The following is a 16,303-nucleotide window of genomic DNA, read 5'->3' on the forward strand; positions in this document are numbered from 1 at the left end:
CGGGGAAAGCAAGACACGCTCCCCAAAACACTTGGACCGGGAAAAGGAGTTTCTCATGTCTAAGTTCGAAGATTCCAACCTGGATAATGAGTCCGCTTCCATGAACAGCATCGGCGCTACCGGCGGCACGGGCGCCTCTGGTGGCATGCCCAGCACGGACCCTCTCTCGCCGCCGCCTCCTCCCTCGACACCGGCTATCGGTTCCCTCGGCGAGGACGACGATCCGATGCGGCACATGCTGATGCACTTCCAGGGCTCCACCGGAGCCATGGGCGGCACGCCCGAACCGGATGTCCAGATCGAGGACGGTAAGCCCGTTCCCATGGAGACGCTGGCGCGTGTTGCGGAGAACACGACGGGGCAGATCGAAAAGCTCAGCAAGGAGGAAACCCTGCGGCAGCTGAAGTCGCAGAATGTGGCGGCCGAGGGTGTCTTCAGCTCGGCCCGTTCGAAGATGGTCAGCATCGGATACATCATCGGGTGTCTGCTCGTGCACCTCAAGTCGCTGGTTACTGCTGAAAACGAAAATTGGGGTGACTACATCGAGCGTGAATTCCCGGAGATGAAGCGGCGCACTCGGGAAAAGTGCATGAACCTCGCCAACACCCCCGGTATCCTGAAGCACGCCTACCTTGGCATTGACGCGGCGGAACTGGTCATTCAGGCGATCAAGCCCATCAAGACGATGCTGTCCAAGGAAGATCCCATCGGCGACCTGTTTGAGCGCAACGGCGTCGTGCTCAACTACGATCAGATCGAAAAGGGCAGCCTGACGTCCCTGGTGAAGGGAGTCATCATGCGGCAAAAGCTTTTACAGAAGGAGCTCGATATCAACGTTCAAATCACCTCTGACTATAACAAGGTGGTCGGTGCAGTGACCCCCGTCGATATCGCTGTCATGCTTGACCGTAAGGAACACGGACGCTCTCCGGAGGAATACATGAAAGAGGTTATTAGTAAAAACGGAGTGCGCCCTAACGAAGTCAGTGACACTCAATCCTCCAAGCAGCCGATCAAGTACATCAACGCCGAAACGGTGAAGCTCAAGAGCTCCATTGAGCGTCTGTTGGAAGAAAAGGCTGATCTGAAGAAGCTCGATAAGACGCACCTGGAAGCCTTGCGCGCTGCCGTGGATACGTTGCTGGATCGTTTCTCGAAGTAGCCATTTGCAACCAAGGGCACTCCTCATGGCATGTGGGGAGTGCCCCATGGAGAAACATATGCACATTTACCAATCTTCCATGACGATTCGTCATTTGCGTGAATTCGCCAAGCGCCATCCCAACCTGATGCCGAATATCTTGTTGTCCTATGCCTTGTTGGCAAACGATCTGCCTCACTTTTTGCATAGGGATCGTTCCCTGTATCGGAGCATTATCCTGGACAGCGGTGTTTTCAGCTTGCAAAAGCCTGGAGCCAGGCAGACGCCCGAGGAGTTGTACCCGAAGTTTAAAACCTTTGCCCGGTACAACCCCGGGGCTTGGGATTTGATCTTCAACTTCGACCTGCATTTTGGCCTGGATTCCTACGACAAGAATCTGGAGTACCAGATTGACCTGGAGCGGGCAGGCATCCCCGTTGTTCCCGTCATTCACAACATCTACAACGATGACGCCGACAAGATCATCGCTCGCGGGCTCCCGGTGCATAAAACGGTCGCTATCGGCCAGTGCGCAGGACGGACGACGCTCAAGAACGTGAAGCCCGTCGTCATGAAGCTGCACAATGCCGGAGCCAGAATTCATTTCTTCGGCAGCAGCGAGTACCGGCTCATGGCCAAGCTCCCGATCTGGTCCTGCGACTCCAGTTCCTGGGCCAAGTACCCGAGCCTTGGAGTTGTGCTTTACTGGAACCCCAAGCGGAGCGGTTTCGACAAGACTGACAAGATTTACTTTCCGAAGCATCAGGAAGGTACGCCGCCGAGGGGAACCATCTACTACCGTGACTACGACTACCTTCATGATTTCGAGGACTACCTGGAAGTGTACCATGGGATGATTATCACCGATCTCATGGGAGAGGAAGACGACTTGTTCCGTGGAGTTGTCAACATGCTCTATTACTACATGCTTGAAGAAATTATCACCCAGCAGCAGCGTGCGCTGGGGTTTGACTTGCCTGAATAGGCCTGATGGCAGGAAGCTGCCATTGGAGGGGTGGGCGTTTCGCGCGTCCACCCTTTTTTCATGCTTTTTGACGGGTTCCGTCGCAACAGCCCATGTTTCGAGCGATTTTCAAAGAATCTGTTCGTTTCATTGGTGCCCGATGGCAGAGTTATGCCGTTTTGGGGTTCGAGGTTCACGGCATTTTATCTTTTTCACTGTGATCGACAGTATTTTCAAAAAAAGATCTCGATACAGCAACACTGCGAAATAATGAGTTTGCGGTAAACACCTTGGGAGAGGCTACTATGGCTTCCCCCATTCTTTTTTTCGGGCAAATGATGCGTAAAAAAGCCCCTCGACAGGAGGGGCTGCTCCATGGACCCCATGGAGGCGACAGATTGGCATTCATGACTACCGCTCCGTCATGACAAAATAAATGCAAGAAAACTTGCAATGAGAGAGTTATATCTGTAAAATTTTGTTTCGATTTGTCAAAACGCTCCTATGCAAGCAGAAGAACGACGGAAATCGAAAAGAACATATCCTTTTGGAATTTACCAATCCAACAGGTTCTTCACTGCACTCCACTCCACCACCATCTCATTCTTCAACAGGACACCGCTCCGTCTCCAGAAACTAACGACTCAAAAACGAGCTGTGTTATCATCATTCTTTGATAGATATTAAAAATTATACACTTTGTTCAAACAAGTAAGTATTGACAACAATCTTTTGCACAGCAAATAAAGTTGGTCATGGGAGCCGTGAAGCATCGGTGTCCAAGCTCTTTCACAGAGCAAAACAAGTCAAAAAATAAAGAGTCTCATGATAAAAGAAGATGATCACTTCCTTTTGAATCAGAATCCATGAGATGAACCAATCCGTTATCGAGCAATCGAGACGGAGGAGTGGTTGAGACGATTCAGTAGCCCGTAATCTCAAAGGAGATGAAGCAGTGGTGGCCAATGCGCAGGATGAGAACCATGGCCGTTCGAAATCTAATGAAAAATCATTATAGCACATTGAAGCGATTATGCTCGGGATATTGAAAACAAGGATACCGATTTGACCACGGGAACCCCATTTGTACGCCAAAGCCAAGGAAGCTTTGTACCTATGGGTGGCAGCGGTTCGTAAGGAATCATGAGATGATGCAGTAAACACAAAAACAATGCTATTCGATAAGATTGTAACAAATCAAGACTTAAAAGTTTGAACAACAAAAAGTGTATAAATTAATACAATACCTTTCAAATTTTCAGTTTATTCTAGCGCTGCATCATCTCATACAGCTGGATTCGGGAAAACCGAACGTCCAGAAGTAACAAGAAGCTTGGATTAGCGATAGTCCATTCGATCTTGGGGCTATCTTGGGTATCAATGTCATGTTGATACCCAGGATGAGCCAAAATGCTAGCGAAGCTTGTCCTGTTATGGGATGAGCTTCTTTTTGTTTCAGCTTGCCAGGGGATGCGGAGAATCGAACGGCGCGGTGTCGTTTTGCTCGGTCCCGTTCCTCGGTCCTGTCCGCCACCGGCTCAGCCCCAAAACAGGCCCCCAAATCTCCCTTCTCCTGGGTTTTCGGGACTGACCCCATGGTTTTGGTCCCGGACACCCCCAAAGCCCCGGAAATCGCAGCCTAGGGCCAACCAACGATTTCATCAGGTGTAGGGTCATGATTTTCATGCATATTTACGTGTTTTTCTGCGATTTTTAAGCAAAACTGCGCATTTTCAAGCACTTTTCGATGTTTTTCTTATTGTCTATTCAACAGTGACCTACAGATATTTATTAGTACAAATCCAACAAGGAGTTTTGTCATGTCAAAGAAAGACGATCAACCCGTCAAGGGAACCAAGATCGAGTCGAAGTACAACCCGACCTTGCTTCGGGAGTGCATCAAGAACAATGAATCAGCCAATGAAATCATGGCGAAGCTTGGGATTGCCCACAAGCAAACCCTCAAGCAGTACGTATTGAGGCTGATCAGCGATGATCGCATCTTCTACGAAGTCAAGGGCATGTACGTGAAGAGTTCGACCAGACCAAAGGTCAACAAGAACAACGAGGTCAAGCTCTATCTGAAGCATCTCGGACTCGGCGACCTTCAACTTACCGAAGGCGACGAGTTCACGGTGATGGTCGAGAACAATTCGATCATCCTGACCAAGATCGAGCACTGACGCCTTGTTGGGTAATGCCATGTAAGCAATTGCGTGGCATTATTCTTTGTTGCGTCTCCATTTTCAAGTTTAAGGACAACTGAACTTGAAGCATCTTTTCGCTCAATCCGATTTCTGCTTATGTAATTTTAAGCAAAACAATACAGATATTCAAAATTAAGCCAATGTACGATTTTGGCTAAAACCGTACATTGGGGACCAGAGCCTTCATAAGTCTTTGGATTCCAACAGGATCGTTCCGGTTCACCCGGGACCTCCTGCTTCCCCCCTGTTTTGAATGTGGGTTTACCCGTCATTTAAAACCAAAATCGAACTTTGGAGGAAGTTACCTATGAAAGTAGAACCCATCATCGATTTGAAGAACATTAAAAGCATCAAGAAGCTTTTAAGCAACAACATCCGGGATCGACTCCTCTTCATCATGGGAATCAATTCCGGGCTTCGAGTGCAGGACATCCTTGCGCTGAAGATCGGTGACGTCAAAACATGCAAGATCGGTGATAGGATCGCTATCAAAGAAAAGAAGACCGGCAAGGAAAACGTGTTCATCATGAACAAGGAAATATTTGCTGCTCTTCAAGACTACTTGCAGACTATTGATCCTAAAGACGATCATTTCCTGTTTAAAAGCAGGAAGGGAAGGAATTACCCACTGACAACATATGCCGTCACGCAGATGGTGCAACGCTGGGCTGACGAAATCAATCTCGTCGGCAATTTCGGGGCTCACTCGCTTCGAAAAACGTGGTGTTACCATCAACGGAAGACATTCGGTGTCAGCTGGGAAGTTCTGGCGAAACGTTTGAACCACAGTAGCCCGTCCATCACAAGACGGTATCTCGGAGTGCAAGAGGAGGAAGTCGAGGAAATATTGCTCAATACAATTTAGCTTTCCTCAAAAGGGGTGTTCTGCCCCTTTTGCTTCAATCACTCGTTTTCAAATGGTTTTTCTAAGAACTGAATAGCGTTGCTGTTCAGGGTCTATGTCTTTTGTCAACTGCAACAACACTGGAGATTTGTATGGGAATCTATCAACGCAACGAGAGGTGGATGGTTTATTGGCATATGAACGGCAAACGGCACGACAAGTCGTTCGGGAGAGGTGATCTGGGGCAGCGTAAAGCTGAGGTGTTCGACCATGCGGTTCAGGATGCCATCGAACATGGTCTGCCGATCCCTGATCCCAACACGGTGACAGCGGCTGTCCAAGTGGCGCAATTCGTGAGCACGAGCGACGCGCCAACCAACCTGGCTCCAGCTCAGAGCACTTCGGGGATCACCCTGGCCGAGCTTGGGAAGAAGTACCTGGATCACATGCGAGCATCCGGCCGGACCGAAAAGCATATCCGCAATGTTGAGAGATTGCTGGACAACCAGTTCGTACCCGTGATCGGTGACAAGCCCGTGGATGCTCTGACCTACCAGGGGGACATGGTCCCATTCATCCTGCACTTCAAGGGCGTCAGCGGGAGCACCGGCAAGGAGCGATCCCAGTACACGGTCAACAAGTACTGCGATTACCTGAGCTTCATCTTCCATTTCGGGATCGACAACGGTTTCACCAGCGTCAACCCGCTGAAGAACTGGAAGAAACCGAAGGTCCAGCCCTGGGATTTGAAGCTAACCCTGGATGACGCCAAGAAGATCATGGCCTGTGCTGAACCGCACCTGAAGTGGGCCATGGAGGTCTGCTTCAACCTGGGCACCCGTCCTGGGGAGTCCGAACTCCTGTCCCTTCGGTGGGAGAATGTGGACTTCGCCGCCGGCACCGTGAGGATTTTTGCCAGCAAGACGAAGACCTATCGGACCGTTCCGATCAACCCTGAGTTCCTGAAACGGATGGAAGCTGAACGAGACCAGTCGGTGTCCGGTTTCGTCATCGAGTACATGGGGCGTGGCCTGACGACTATTCGGAAGTCCTTCAAAAATGCCTGTCAGCGAGCCGGGATCACTTACCCGACCCGGATGTACGATCTGCGGCACTTGTTCGCGACTACCCTGCTCAGTAAAGGCGCTGACCTTGCTGCCGTGTCGAAGATGATGGGGCATTCCACCGTGAAGATGACGGCGGACACCTACTATCACTACATGGAGGGTGAAAAGGAACGGGCAGTTCGGTTGCTGCCCGGTCTAGTGGCTTAGTCCTGAAGGACGGGGAACCTCGGCAAAGATTCCTCGTCCTTCTTTATTTTGAGATCAAACAAAAGAGTTTAACTATGACCAGAAAATGCTTATGGGACGAATCCCATACTTATGAATCAAATGGTGGCGAAGACTACAGACATTTATGTCCAGCATGTTATTTTAACATCTATAAAAACCTTTACTCCGACAAGTACCAATGGCACGACTTCCTGAAAAACATCGAGACTATTAAGATAGAGCACAAAATAAATGAATTGAAAAAAGAATTGGCATTGTATGAACAAAAGCTAAAGCCGCTCAATGGCAATAGCAAAACAGTAGAAGTTGAATGTCTGTTTTGTGGCGAGGCGTTCAAGGTCGATCCCAAAGAGACATGGAGATACGCTTGTAATGATTGCTTCAAAACGTTCGTAGTGCCCTTGAGACAATTATACGATCAAAAAACAATTAGAACTCTCATCAGCGCCTTCAAGGAAGACCACGGTGGCGAATATTTTGAGCTTGAAGATGTTCTCAAATTTGCAAAAGAGTACTTCAATAACAAAACAGACGATTGAAGCATTTACAATAGAACTAGCGAAATTGTAGCTCTGAAGCATTGGACCTCTCATACAGAAGGAGGCGGGTATATTTTCTACCATACTCGCCTCCCTCTTCTTAGTTGTCAAAGATCGTTTATTTGCTGTATTGTCTTTACCTGTAGCACTACTGTTTCAGTAGCGCCATCCTGCGACATCTGCTTGAAAGTGTAGCAGATCAGTCCCTGGGATGAAAGGAGGAACTTGGACCGTAAAATTGGTCACGTCCGTCAACGTGGTGTAAATTCTGGTGTGCTTGAGGTGGCCCTCGGTCAGGCTGCTCTTGGTGGAATTTGGGCTGGCTGCGCCTCGTTTGGTTGGGTGTTGAGTTCGGCCATGGCCTCGACCTGCATGTAGCGGCTTTGCAGCTGCCACTCGTCGTTTTGCTCCAGTAAGATGGCCCCGATGAGCCGGATGATGGACTGTTCGTTGGGGAAGATGCCGACTACGTCCGCCCGCCGCTTCACTTCTTTATTGAGCCTTTCCAGCGGATTGGTGCTGTGCAGCTTGACCCGATGCTGCGCCGGGAAGGTCATGTAGGCCAGCACGTCGTGCTCGGTTTCGTCCATGAAGCTGGCGAGCCGTGGCCATTTTCCACGAAGCTGATCGGCGACATGCCGCCAGGTCTGGCTGGCGTTGGCCGCATCCGGCTGTAAAAAGGCCTGGCGCAGGGCGGCCGAGACCATGGCGTGCTGGGACTTGGGAACCCGGGCCAAGGCGTTTCGCATCCAGTGGACCCGGCAGCGTTGCCACGTGGCCCCGAACGTCTTGGCCATGGCGGCCTTGAGGCCTTCATGGGCGTCGGAGACGACAAGCCTCACGCCGCCAAGTCCCCGACGAAGAAGGCTTTTGAGGAAAAAAGACCAGAACGGCTCGGCCTCGCTGGGGCCGATGTGCAGTCCCACGATTTCTCTGCGGCCTTCGGTGTTCGCCGCCACGGCGATTATGGCGGCGACGCTGACCACCCGGCCGCCTTCGCGCTGCTTGAGGTAGGTTGCGTCCAGCCACAAATAGGGCCATTCGCCGGTCAGCGGCCGAGAAAGAAAGGCATGGACCCGTTCATCAATGTCCTTGCACAGCTTGGACACCTGGGACTTGGAGATGCCGGAAAGGCCCATGGCCTGGACCAGATCATCCACGCGCCGCGTGGAGATGCCGCCGATCCAGGCTTCCTGGATGACGGCCACCAAGGCGCGTTCGCTGGTCTTGCGTGGCTCCAGGAAGGGCGGAAAGTAGCTGCCCTGGCGCAGCTTGGGGATGCGCAGTTGCAAGGAGCCGATGCGGGTATCAAGGCTGCGGTCACGGTAGCCGTTGCGGTAGCTGACTCGCTCGGGGCTTCGCTCGTGGCGGCTGGCCCCGATGAGGCCGTCCACATCGGCTTCCATGAGAAGCTGCAGGACGGCTTCCGCCAGGGAGCGGAGAAAATCGCCGCCGTCGGCCTTTTGCATCAGCTCGATTAATGCCATGCTGTCCTCGGCCATCGTGGTCTCCTTTGGTTGCAGGTGCGGCGTCGTAACTTCACCTTACAGCCAATTGACCCGATGGCCACCTCGCCCATTCCGTCCGGGCCGGAGGCTCTCCCCCGGCCTGGACGACTTCAGAATTTACACCACCTCCGTGGACGCTACCGTAAAATTGATACAGAGAGGCCTGCACGTCGGAGAAATCACCAAGAACTCAAGAAATTCGGCATGTCGATTTCACAGGTTCCTGCGGATCGGAGGGACGGAGGAAACCCGAAAAAACTGAAAAATCCAGAAAAACAGAGTGATATAGTCGCTTGAAGTGTAAAAGCACCTGCCGGATGGCAGCACTCTGCCATTTTCCGGTTGGGAGAAGGTCAAAATACGCGGGGAACCGCGTTTTTACCCATGCCACCTCTTACTGATACCGATGCCCGCAGCATCTACCTCACATCCCGGCAACTCATTGCATTCTCGCGGTTCTTCTCGATGATATTGAAATGCTTCGGGATCGGGTTATGGGAAAGCAGGGAGCGCAGCCGAAGGTGGGCGACGGGTTCAGATGCGTCGTCGGGACCGCCGGGTGGCAGAAGTTGAAGGAGACAGCGACGGAGTAGGTGGGGAAGGTAGGCCACGAAATTTATTGGTGTACATTTAACGTTAAAAAATATGAAGTAAAAAAGACAATAATTTGTAACTAATATGCTCTAACTTGATTACGCCCAGCTTCTTTAGCTTGATATAAAGATCTATCCACACGTCGTAGGATGTCTTTACTAGACTCTCCACTCATCACAGTTGCAACGCCAATGCTTACTGTCCTATTGCCGGCTACTGAAAATATAAAATTTGCAATACGACTTCTCAGTAGCTCTGCCAATGCTAACGCCCCAGGGAGGTCAGTCTCTGGACAAATAATCAAGAATTCTTCGCCCCCCCAACGTCCTGGCATGTCGGTCTGGCGTACTCCCTCTGCGATTATTTCTGCGATCCCCTGGAGGACGGTATCTCCAACATCATGCCCGAATGTATCATTGATGACTTTGAAGTGATCAACATCTAGAAGTAGCAAAGAGAAAGGATGGCCATAACGATCGAACCGATTTATCTCACTAGAAAGCATGTCATCAATGCGACGGCGATTGGCCAACTTCGTCAACTGGTCAGTAATCGACAATTTTTCGAGAATATCACGTTGAATGGCTAGATCTGCATGGGCCTCTGCAAGTTTATTTTGAGTTTGTTTAAGAGCAGAGATGTCAACGGCTATGGTATACTTGACCAATCGCCCGTCAGGCCAAGTCATAGCACGTTCTTGCATTTGATACCAGCAATCATCAACCTCATTAAAATGTTCAAAAATTAAAGTTTCTCCATTAGGGAGACTGGCTTTTGTTAGCAATTTGTGCATATAGCAATCAATACAAGGTTCATCACGTTCATAAAGAACCTTGTAGCAGACTTGATTAACATGTTTGCCAAAGCGCTCGTTAAAGCTTTTGTTGCTAAAAATGATAGTGTATGTCGGAACCTCAACAATATAGATACTAAATGGGATGAGATCGAAGTGACTCGCAAACAGTTGGCTTTCTCTCATGGCTATCCCAATATGTCAGTAAATACTAATCAGTGTCGGCGACGAGACTTGGAGTGTAAATTTCTTGTGGTTTTATCAAATTTAAGATACACATCTATAGCTTAAAAATTAAAGGGAGTAGCGTTTGAGGACCATGGCAATGTGCTCTTTCAATTTTTCTGGATCAACGGGTTTGAGAACATAAGCCTTAGCCCCAGCTTTAACGGCGTTCATGACCATTTCCTCTTGACCGTGGGAGGTCACCATAATGATGAGAGCATCCTTGAACTCTTCCATTATCAACTTTGTAGCTTCGACACCGTCCATATCTGGCATGGTGATATCCATAGTCACCAAGTCCGGATTATGTTGCCGGTAGCAACTCACCGCTTCTGTGCCGGTTTTAGCAGTGCAAACCACCTTGTGGCCCATAGATTCGAGCATGGCAATCAGTTTCTTGGAAGTGATGCCAGAATCGTCCACCACCATGATATTGAGGTTATCCATAACTATTCTTTGCCCACATAGTTGAGGTTCTCGTCGAACAATTCCTTGGGAGCAATAAAAAATATATTAAACACTCCCTCACCAGTGCTCATCTCGACTGTAAAAAACTGTGCATTTTTGGCTCGAACAATTTGTTTTGCTTCAGTTATTATTATAGGAGGAGATAATGTGACAAGGGGGCCTGTGGGCGAAAGGTCTTGTGTGGCATTCCCAACAATAATATTTATAATATCACCTGCTGTCTCCGCTTCATATTGATCTTGTTCGTCGGCAGGAATGTCAATCTCCTGCGTGTATATTTTAAAGATATAATGAATAAGTTTTTTTTCAAAACTGTAAGCGAGGTAAATGCCCACATTTCCACCCAGGCTCATAAGAGAAGTCAGGTGTTTCAGTCTCAATGCCGTCACATGGCTTTGATAAAATTGTATCTGATCAACAGCAAGATGAATTTCTGTTTGTAGGAATATCTTTGTACGCCTGCTGATCACGTCCATAATTTTTTTAGTATCTTGCCGTGTCATCATTGTTCCACCTCAATCGATTCGAGGAAGGGGCAAATAAATCGAAAGGTTGTACCATGTCCCAAGATACTGCTGATCTCCATTCTTCCACCAATACGTGTCACCTCAGCCATTACGGAAGAGAGCCCCACCCCTCGACCTGAAAACTGGTCCGCAGTCATAGTGCTGGAAATACCATCCAGGGCCGCTAAGCGTGCGAGAGATATGGGGTCATCTAAATCCATACTACTAAACTCCACTCGACCAGATTTGATAGCTTTCTGCCGTAAACACTCTTTGTCAAGCCCTCGCCCATCATCCTCAATTTCAAGCAGAAAAGAGGTTTCAGCGACGGCCAATCGGCAGGTAATCGTGGCCTCCTCCGGCTTGTTTAACTGCATACGTTCCTCCGGTGACTCAATGCCGTGGACCACTGCATTGCGAAACACATGGACGAGGCTCCTAAAAAAGCCCTCATAGGGTGCCGGGTCAAGCTGCAGGTTATCTCCTTCGTAACATACTGGCGCTATGTTTTTTTCCAACCTCTTGGCAATCTGCGCCACCAGCCCGGCATAGGGACGCAGAAATTCATTGGCAGTTATGAAGCGGATACGCCGGAGTTCCATTAATGAGGCACGTTCTTCTGCATCAAGCAGAGCATCGCGTCGGGTAAGGAACTGTTTCGCCAAAGATTCAAGTTTCAGTGCTTTTGTCTGTGGAATCGTCAAAACGAAACGGTTCATGAGAAACTCACACCCCAATGCGCTCCTCAAAATGGCCAAATCCTCTTCCAATGCTTGGTGGCATACACTAACCGAGATGATATCGGCGATATCAGCAAATATATAACCAGGGTTATCCCTTATGTCCGAGAGATGTTGTTCAATTTCGTGCAAGACTAGTGGCAATGAGGGGAATTCCAATTGAGAAAACAGTCCCTTGTATGTATGGATGTGCCTGTAGATGACAGCTATAGCCGATTCCGAAGAACTTGAACCCTCCAGGATGGAGTCGAGTCCTTCCTTAAGGAAAACCTGAAAATCATCGAGGATTGAAAAAAAGTCACTGCGACAATTTATGATTGATACAATAAATTTTAGGCGCTGCTGCTCAATTTGCACTGCCCACTCCAACTCGCGCTGGTGTGTTACATCGGTAAATATAAACATCAACTCTCGTATAAAAATGCTAAACTTTTCTGTTCTCTTTTTAAAAATAGTTTTGCCATCTTCCGCAGTCTCCACAATCTTGTATTCAACCGCATACTGATGATCGTGAAAAGTATATTCTGACGGCAAAAGCGAAAGATATATGTCACGTTTAAAACTATCTTCTTCAGCTAATACCGATTGCAAATTCCGAGTAATGAATGACAACTTTGGGGCATTCGAAGCCATAATGAGCAAATCTGGCAAGGAAACACCTGCCAACTCATCCTGGCCAAAAATTACTTTGCATTCTGCGCTGTACTGAGGTTTAACGCATAGGTCCAAACCACACGACAAAAAACCCTGGCCAGAGTTATCCAGAAGCGTTCGAACTTGCCTCTGCGATTGTTTGATTGTCGTATTAAACTTGGATAGTTTTCGATTCCAAACAAAAAAACCGAATAAAAGTATCGTCGCGGCAGCGGCCACTTTCCACAAGAGGGTGTAATCAAATCCTTGATCATATTTGACAGATATCCACTTGTTAGCAATGGCTCGTCGTTCCTCATCGGTAATGGAGTCAACCGCCTTTTGCATAATTCCAGCCAAAAGTGGTTCATCATTACGAGATGCTAGGCTCAGGTCTACATCGAAATCCATTCGCCCAGCTATTTTGAGATCTAGCATTGAATATTTCTGAAGATAGAATCCTATGCTTGGCATTCCATCAATGTAGCCCCAGATATCTCCATTGCGAACCTGATCAAGACCGTCTTTAGCGTTTTCCACCTCCACAATCTGAATCTTTGGGTACCTCGCTCGAAGCTGCCCAAGAAAAGCGAAATCCTTTATCCCTCCCACTCTCCGGTTACCAATTTCTGAACCATCTTTGACGAAAAGTTCCTTCGATTCCGTTGCAATGACGAGTGGTTGGGAAAGATAGGGGGCGGTAAAGTTCATGCTGTGCCGACGATCAGGCAGGTCCTCAGCAATGGGAGTAATATCACAACGGTGCTCCTTGATGGCTTCAAGGCACTCCCCCCAAGTTTTTGTCGGTGTTAAGACAAACCTTACGCCAAGGCGTTGTTGCATCAGACCTATCATGTCGGCGCTAATGCCTTCATATTCGCCTTTTGCGTTTATGTGTGAAAACGGCATCCAGTCGGGAATGCCACACATCTTGAGTTCTTTTTTCTGCGTCAAGTAGGCTTGTTCTTCCGGGGTGAGGTCAACGTGCGGTGTTGGTTGGTCGTCCGGGATCTTGTCCGGGGTCCCGAACCATCGGGCTTGCAGGGTATCAAGTTCATCAGGCGTCAAAGAGGCCAAGGCCTTGTTGAGCATGGAAACCAACTCAGGTGCATTTTGCTGCACAAGAAACTTGAATCCCTCGGCGTTGCCACGGTCGAACTCCGTGGCCCACCCAGTTATTTTGATATTGCCGAGCCTATTTTTACGAATCCAATACCGGACAGAGCCTTCTTCTTCGACCAAGATGTCGGCTTTACCCGTGACCACAGCATTGAGCATCTCCTCTAGATTCTTTACATAAAGTAATTTTATTTCAGGATATTCTTTAGCAAAAAACTCTTCTGCCCACCACCCCTTGCAAACAGCCACAGTTTTATTACGCAACTGTTCGATCCTCGAGATGTCTGGTTCACCTGCACGTGTGACGTACACTGGACGGGTTCGGATATAGATATCTGTAAATTTGCCAAGGGCCTCACGCTCAGGAGTCTGGCTTAGTGTGTGCAGTAGGTCGAGCCTGCCCTCTTTAAACATCGCGAGTAATGGCTCCCAAGTGGTTTCGGTCACATACTTCACTTGGAGGCCAATTCGCTCCACCAGCAGGTTGAGCAAATCGATGCTGAAGCCACGTGGCTGATCGCCGGCAGAAAAATCATAGGGAGGGTAGTTTGCCTCATTGCCAGCCAGGATGGTGGGATGAGCTTGGACCCAGGACTGCTCCGCGTCTGAAAGCTTAATTTTTACTGTTTTAAACGCGTTACGAACAGTGGAAACTCCCAACCAATGACTGATTAGGGCTTGGCGTTCATCGTTGCTGATCGCATCAAGCCCCTTTTGCAAGATGGAGCGAAGGAGTGGTTCTTCTTTTTTGACTCCAAAACGAAGATCTTCCTTGCCGACATCAGGCAGATTTAGTTCATCGGCTAGTTGAATATTGAGGTATCCGTTTTTCGTGACGATGTGATTTATTCGTGCCAGATTGTTTATTAAAGCATCAATTTTTCCATATAGTAATGCCTTGACCATTTCTTCACTAGATTCAAACCCTACAAACGTGACACCTGTTAGTGCTCGTAAATTATTTTCATAGTAAATTCCCTTCGTATAACCGACTTTCACACCATTGAGGCTTTGAAGTCCATTGTAATTTTTAAAATCATTCCTCACATAGATAGCTGTTGGCATTTCAAAATAAGGCTTTGTAAACAGAGTGAAGTCTTCACGATCTTTCTTAAAGGAGATATCCGTAATTATATCTGCATCTTTTTTTATAAATTTTTCTAGGATGGACTCCCAGGCACCGTACTCTTTATGGAAGGCCAAACCGGTCTTGCTGGAGAGTAGCCGTAACAAGTCATGATCAAAGCCTATGCCCCCATTTCCTTCGTCAAACGAAAAGGGGGGATTCTCGGTCACCATGACAATGCGAGCGACTGGATGCTGGGATAAATATGCTTTTTCATCAGCGCTGAGTACAATTTTTGATTCCAATGTTGAAGAATGATCGCCTGTAGCACCGAACACGAAGTCCAGTAGCGGATTCAAAGAATTTGCCTGACCTAACTGAACGAACAATTCCGCCATGCGGCGTAGCTTATCCGATTCGATACTACCAATAGGATAAACTTTGGGTAGCATGACCTTGGTCGTTTCGGTAGCTTCATATTGCAGTTTGGCACGCCGCTTGCCTTGTGAATCGTATTTGCGTAAGATCAGGTCGATAATTTCATCTGGATGGTCGAGCGCATAGGCCCAACCGCGATTGGACGCATCGCGAAAAGCCTCGACAGTCTCGGGGTGCTCCTTCGCGTACGCGTCAGAAGTAAAAAGGTTTAGATCGTAAAATTCAGCCCCATAATTGTTAGGATCAAGAACATTAAAAGCTTTACCCCCTTCACGGACGGAATAGGGTTCGTTTGTGAGGAAAGCAGTGAGGGCGTTTGCTTTACCATCGATGAAGTCATCAACCCCAGAAAGAGAGGGAACGATAGTGACGTTCTCATTGCTTAATCCGAACTGTCGGAACATAGCTTGAATGCCGGCAGACTCAAAATCTTTTGGTGGTCCTATCAGTGTTTTTCCACGTAGTTCCGCTGGCGAACGAATGTCTGTACTGGTGAGGACAACTAGAGGGGATCGTTTAAAATAGTTGGCTACGAGCTTAATCGGGTTACCCTGTAGGCGTTCAGCAATAAGCTGTGAATCCCAGGTTCCAAACTGTTTTCTGCCCGAAAGAACTTCTTCTGTGATATTTGTATTAGGCATATATTCATAAAAATCGACTTCGAGACCTGCATCCTTGTAAAATCCCTTTTCCTTAGCTGCATAAAATCCAGCGAATTCAAACTGATGCTTCCATTGCAACTGAAGAGAAATTTTTTGAACAGGAGCAGCTATAACAGAAGCAGTTTGCAGGGCTAATGTAACAAAAATAAAAATACTTAAAATAAATTTACCTGCAAAACATGAATACTTTTGCACAGCCGAAGTTTGCATCGCGGCAGTTCCTATAATCTGGACATACGTAAAATAAAAAAGAAGCGCTTCATCCGGTATTGGTCAACTTTCGCGACATGCCGGGATTCTTATTCAGATAGTATATCCACAGCAAGAACCACTACATATCTAACTTTTTCTACACATGGAAGCCAAAATAAGGAAATAATACGCTAACCTACTGAAATAAATAAAAATAAACAATGGAACATAAGAGCTTGCACCATACCTGCTTGACCAATTAACAAATGCGGCCATCTTTGTATTCGCTACGGGACACGGATAGTCTGGCTCAATTTAAGGATAAATTCTAATAAAATCAGAGTGCAAAGAAGAATCAACCTGACCCAG

General features: G+C 48.1%; 12 protein-coding genes. 6 read left to right on the forward strand and 6 right to left on the reverse strand.

All coding sequences use genetic code 11. The features are described 5' to 3' along the window. Positions 1-55 precede the first annotated feature (55 nt). Positions 56-1,162 (forward strand): hypothetical protein, encoded by a 1,107-nt coding sequence (locus tag ACP59X_RS18290; RefSeq protein WP_428561153.1) that lies wholly within the window; start codon positions 56-58, stop codon positions 1,160-1,162. 58 nt (positions 1,163-1,220) lie between these two features. After that, complete coding sequence (locus tag ACP59X_RS18295) at positions 1,221-2,126, forward strand: hypothetical protein (protein ID WP_428561155.1); 906 nt, start codon at positions 1,221-1,223, stop codon at positions 2,124-2,126. Positions 2,127-2,298: 172 nt separating this feature from the next. Here ACP59X_RS18295 and ACP59X_RS18300 read toward each other — a convergent pair whose 3' ends face one another. Continuing rightward, positions 2,299-2,514, reverse strand: a complete 216-nt coding sequence (locus ACP59X_RS18300; protein ID WP_428561157.1) for a hypothetical protein — start codon at positions 2,512-2,514, stop codon at positions 2,299-2,301. 1,411 nt (positions 2,515-3,925) lie between these two features. Here ACP59X_RS18300 and ACP59X_RS18305 point away from each other — a divergent pair. From ACP59X_RS18305 to ACP59X_RS18320, 4 genes are all read left to right on the forward strand, one after another. Further along, positions 3,926-4,288, forward strand: coding sequence for a hypothetical protein (locus ACP59X_RS18305; protein WP_428561159.1), 363 nt, complete (start codon positions 3,926-3,928; stop codon positions 4,286-4,288). A 331-nt stretch (positions 4,289-4,619) separates the two neighbouring features. After that, positions 4,620-5,177, forward strand: coding sequence for a tyrosine-type recombinase/integrase (locus tag ACP59X_RS18310; RefSeq protein WP_428561161.1), 558 nt, complete (start codon positions 4,620-4,622; stop codon positions 5,175-5,177). Positions 5,178-5,308: 131 nt separating this feature from the next. After that, positions 5,309-6,430: a tyrosine-type recombinase/integrase gene (locus ACP59X_RS18315; RefSeq protein WP_428561163.1), complete on the forward strand. Its 1,122-nt coding sequence runs from the start codon at positions 5,309-5,311 to the stop codon at positions 6,428-6,430. 74 nt (positions 6,431-6,504) lie between these two features. Beyond that, positions 6,505-6,990 (forward strand): hypothetical protein, encoded by a 486-nt coding sequence (locus tag ACP59X_RS18320; protein WP_428561165.1) that lies wholly within the window; start codon positions 6,505-6,507, stop codon positions 6,988-6,990. A gap of 293 nt (positions 6,991-7,283) precedes the next feature. On the opposite strand, the gene ACP59X_RS18325 is transcribed toward ACP59X_RS18320, so the two are convergent. The 5 genes from ACP59X_RS18325 to ACP59X_RS18345 form a co-directional block, all read right to left on the reverse strand. Then, on the reverse strand, positions 7,284-8,492 hold the full coding sequence (locus ACP59X_RS18325; RefSeq protein ID WP_428558936.1) for an IS256 family transposase: 1,209 nt from the start codon (positions 8,490-8,492) through the stop codon (positions 7,284-7,286). A 679-nt stretch (positions 8,493-9,171) separates the two neighbouring features. After that, positions 9,172-10,071: a GGDEF domain-containing protein gene (locus ACP59X_RS18330; RefSeq protein ID WP_428561167.1), complete on the reverse strand. Its 900-nt coding sequence runs from the start codon at positions 10,069-10,071 to the stop codon at positions 9,172-9,174. Between the two features lie 108 nt (positions 10,072-10,179). After that, on the reverse strand, positions 10,180-10,557 hold the full coding sequence (locus ACP59X_RS18335; RefSeq protein ID WP_428561169.1) for a response regulator: 378 nt from the start codon (positions 10,555-10,557) through the stop codon (positions 10,180-10,182). A gap of 2 nt (positions 10,558-10,559) precedes the next feature. Beyond that, complete coding sequence (locus ACP59X_RS18340; RefSeq protein ID WP_428561171.1) at positions 10,560-11,084, reverse strand: chemotaxis protein CheX; 525 nt, start codon at positions 11,082-11,084, stop codon at positions 10,560-10,562. Continuing rightward, positions 11,081-15,952: a transporter substrate-binding domain-containing protein gene (locus ACP59X_RS18345; RefSeq protein WP_428561174.1), complete on the reverse strand. Its 4,872-nt coding sequence runs from the start codon at positions 15,950-15,952 to the stop codon at positions 11,081-11,083. The genes ACP59X_RS18340 and ACP59X_RS18345 overlap by 4 nt, the downstream gene beginning before the upstream one ends. Between the last annotated feature and the right edge of the window lie 351 nt (positions 15,953-16,303).

Source organism: Solidesulfovibrio sp. DCME (assembly GCF_049995385.1).
Lineage (GTDB): Bacteria > Desulfobacterota > Desulfovibrionia > Desulfovibrionales > Desulfovibrionaceae > Solidesulfovibrio.

What these genes read in the sequence shown, in the direction of transcription:
- ACP59X_RS18310 (WP_428561161.1), top strand. Translation starts at nt 4,620, where the DNA reads ATGAAAGTAGAACCCATCATCGATTTGAAGAACATTAAAAGCATCAAG.
- ACP59X_RS18335 (WP_428561169.1), bottom strand. Translation starts at nt 10,557, where the DNA reads ATGGATAACCTCAATATCATGGTGGTGGACGATTCTGGCATCACTTCC.
- ACP59X_RS18320 (WP_428561165.1), top strand. Translation starts at nt 6,505, where the DNA reads ATGACCAGAAAATGCTTATGGGACGAATCCCATACTTATGAATCAAAT.
- ACP59X_RS18325 (WP_428558936.1), bottom strand. Translation starts at nt 8,492, where the DNA reads ATGGCCGAGGACAGCATGGCATTAATCGAGCTGATGCAAAAGGCCGAC.
- ACP59X_RS18290 (WP_428561153.1), top strand. Translation starts at nt 56, where the DNA reads ATGTCTAAGTTCGAAGATTCCAACCTGGATAATGAGTCCGCTTCCATG.
- ACP59X_RS18345 (WP_428561174.1), bottom strand. Translation starts at nt 15,952, where the DNA reads ATGCAAACTTCGGCTGTGCAAAAGTATTCATGTTTTGCAGGTAAATTT.
- ACP59X_RS18340 (WP_428561171.1), bottom strand. Translation starts at nt 11,084, where the DNA reads ATGATGACACGGCAAGATACTAAAAAAATTATGGACGTGATCAGCAGG.
- ACP59X_RS18295 (WP_428561155.1), top strand. Translation starts at nt 1,221, where the DNA reads ATGCACATTTACCAATCTTCCATGACGATTCGTCATTTGCGTGAATTC.
- ACP59X_RS18330 (WP_428561167.1), bottom strand. Translation starts at nt 10,071, where the DNA reads ATGAGAGAAAGCCAACTGTTTGCGAGTCACTTCGATCTCATCCCATTT.
- ACP59X_RS18300 (WP_428561157.1), bottom strand. Translation starts at nt 2,514, where the DNA reads ATGAATGCCAATCTGTCGCCTCCATGGGGTCCATGGAGCAGCCCCTCC.
- ACP59X_RS18305 (WP_428561159.1), top strand. Translation starts at nt 3,926, where the DNA reads ATGTCAAAGAAAGACGATCAACCCGTCAAGGGAACCAAGATCGAGTCG.
- ACP59X_RS18315 (WP_428561163.1), top strand. Translation starts at nt 5,309, where the DNA reads ATGGGAATCTATCAACGCAACGAGAGGTGGATGGTTTATTGGCATATG.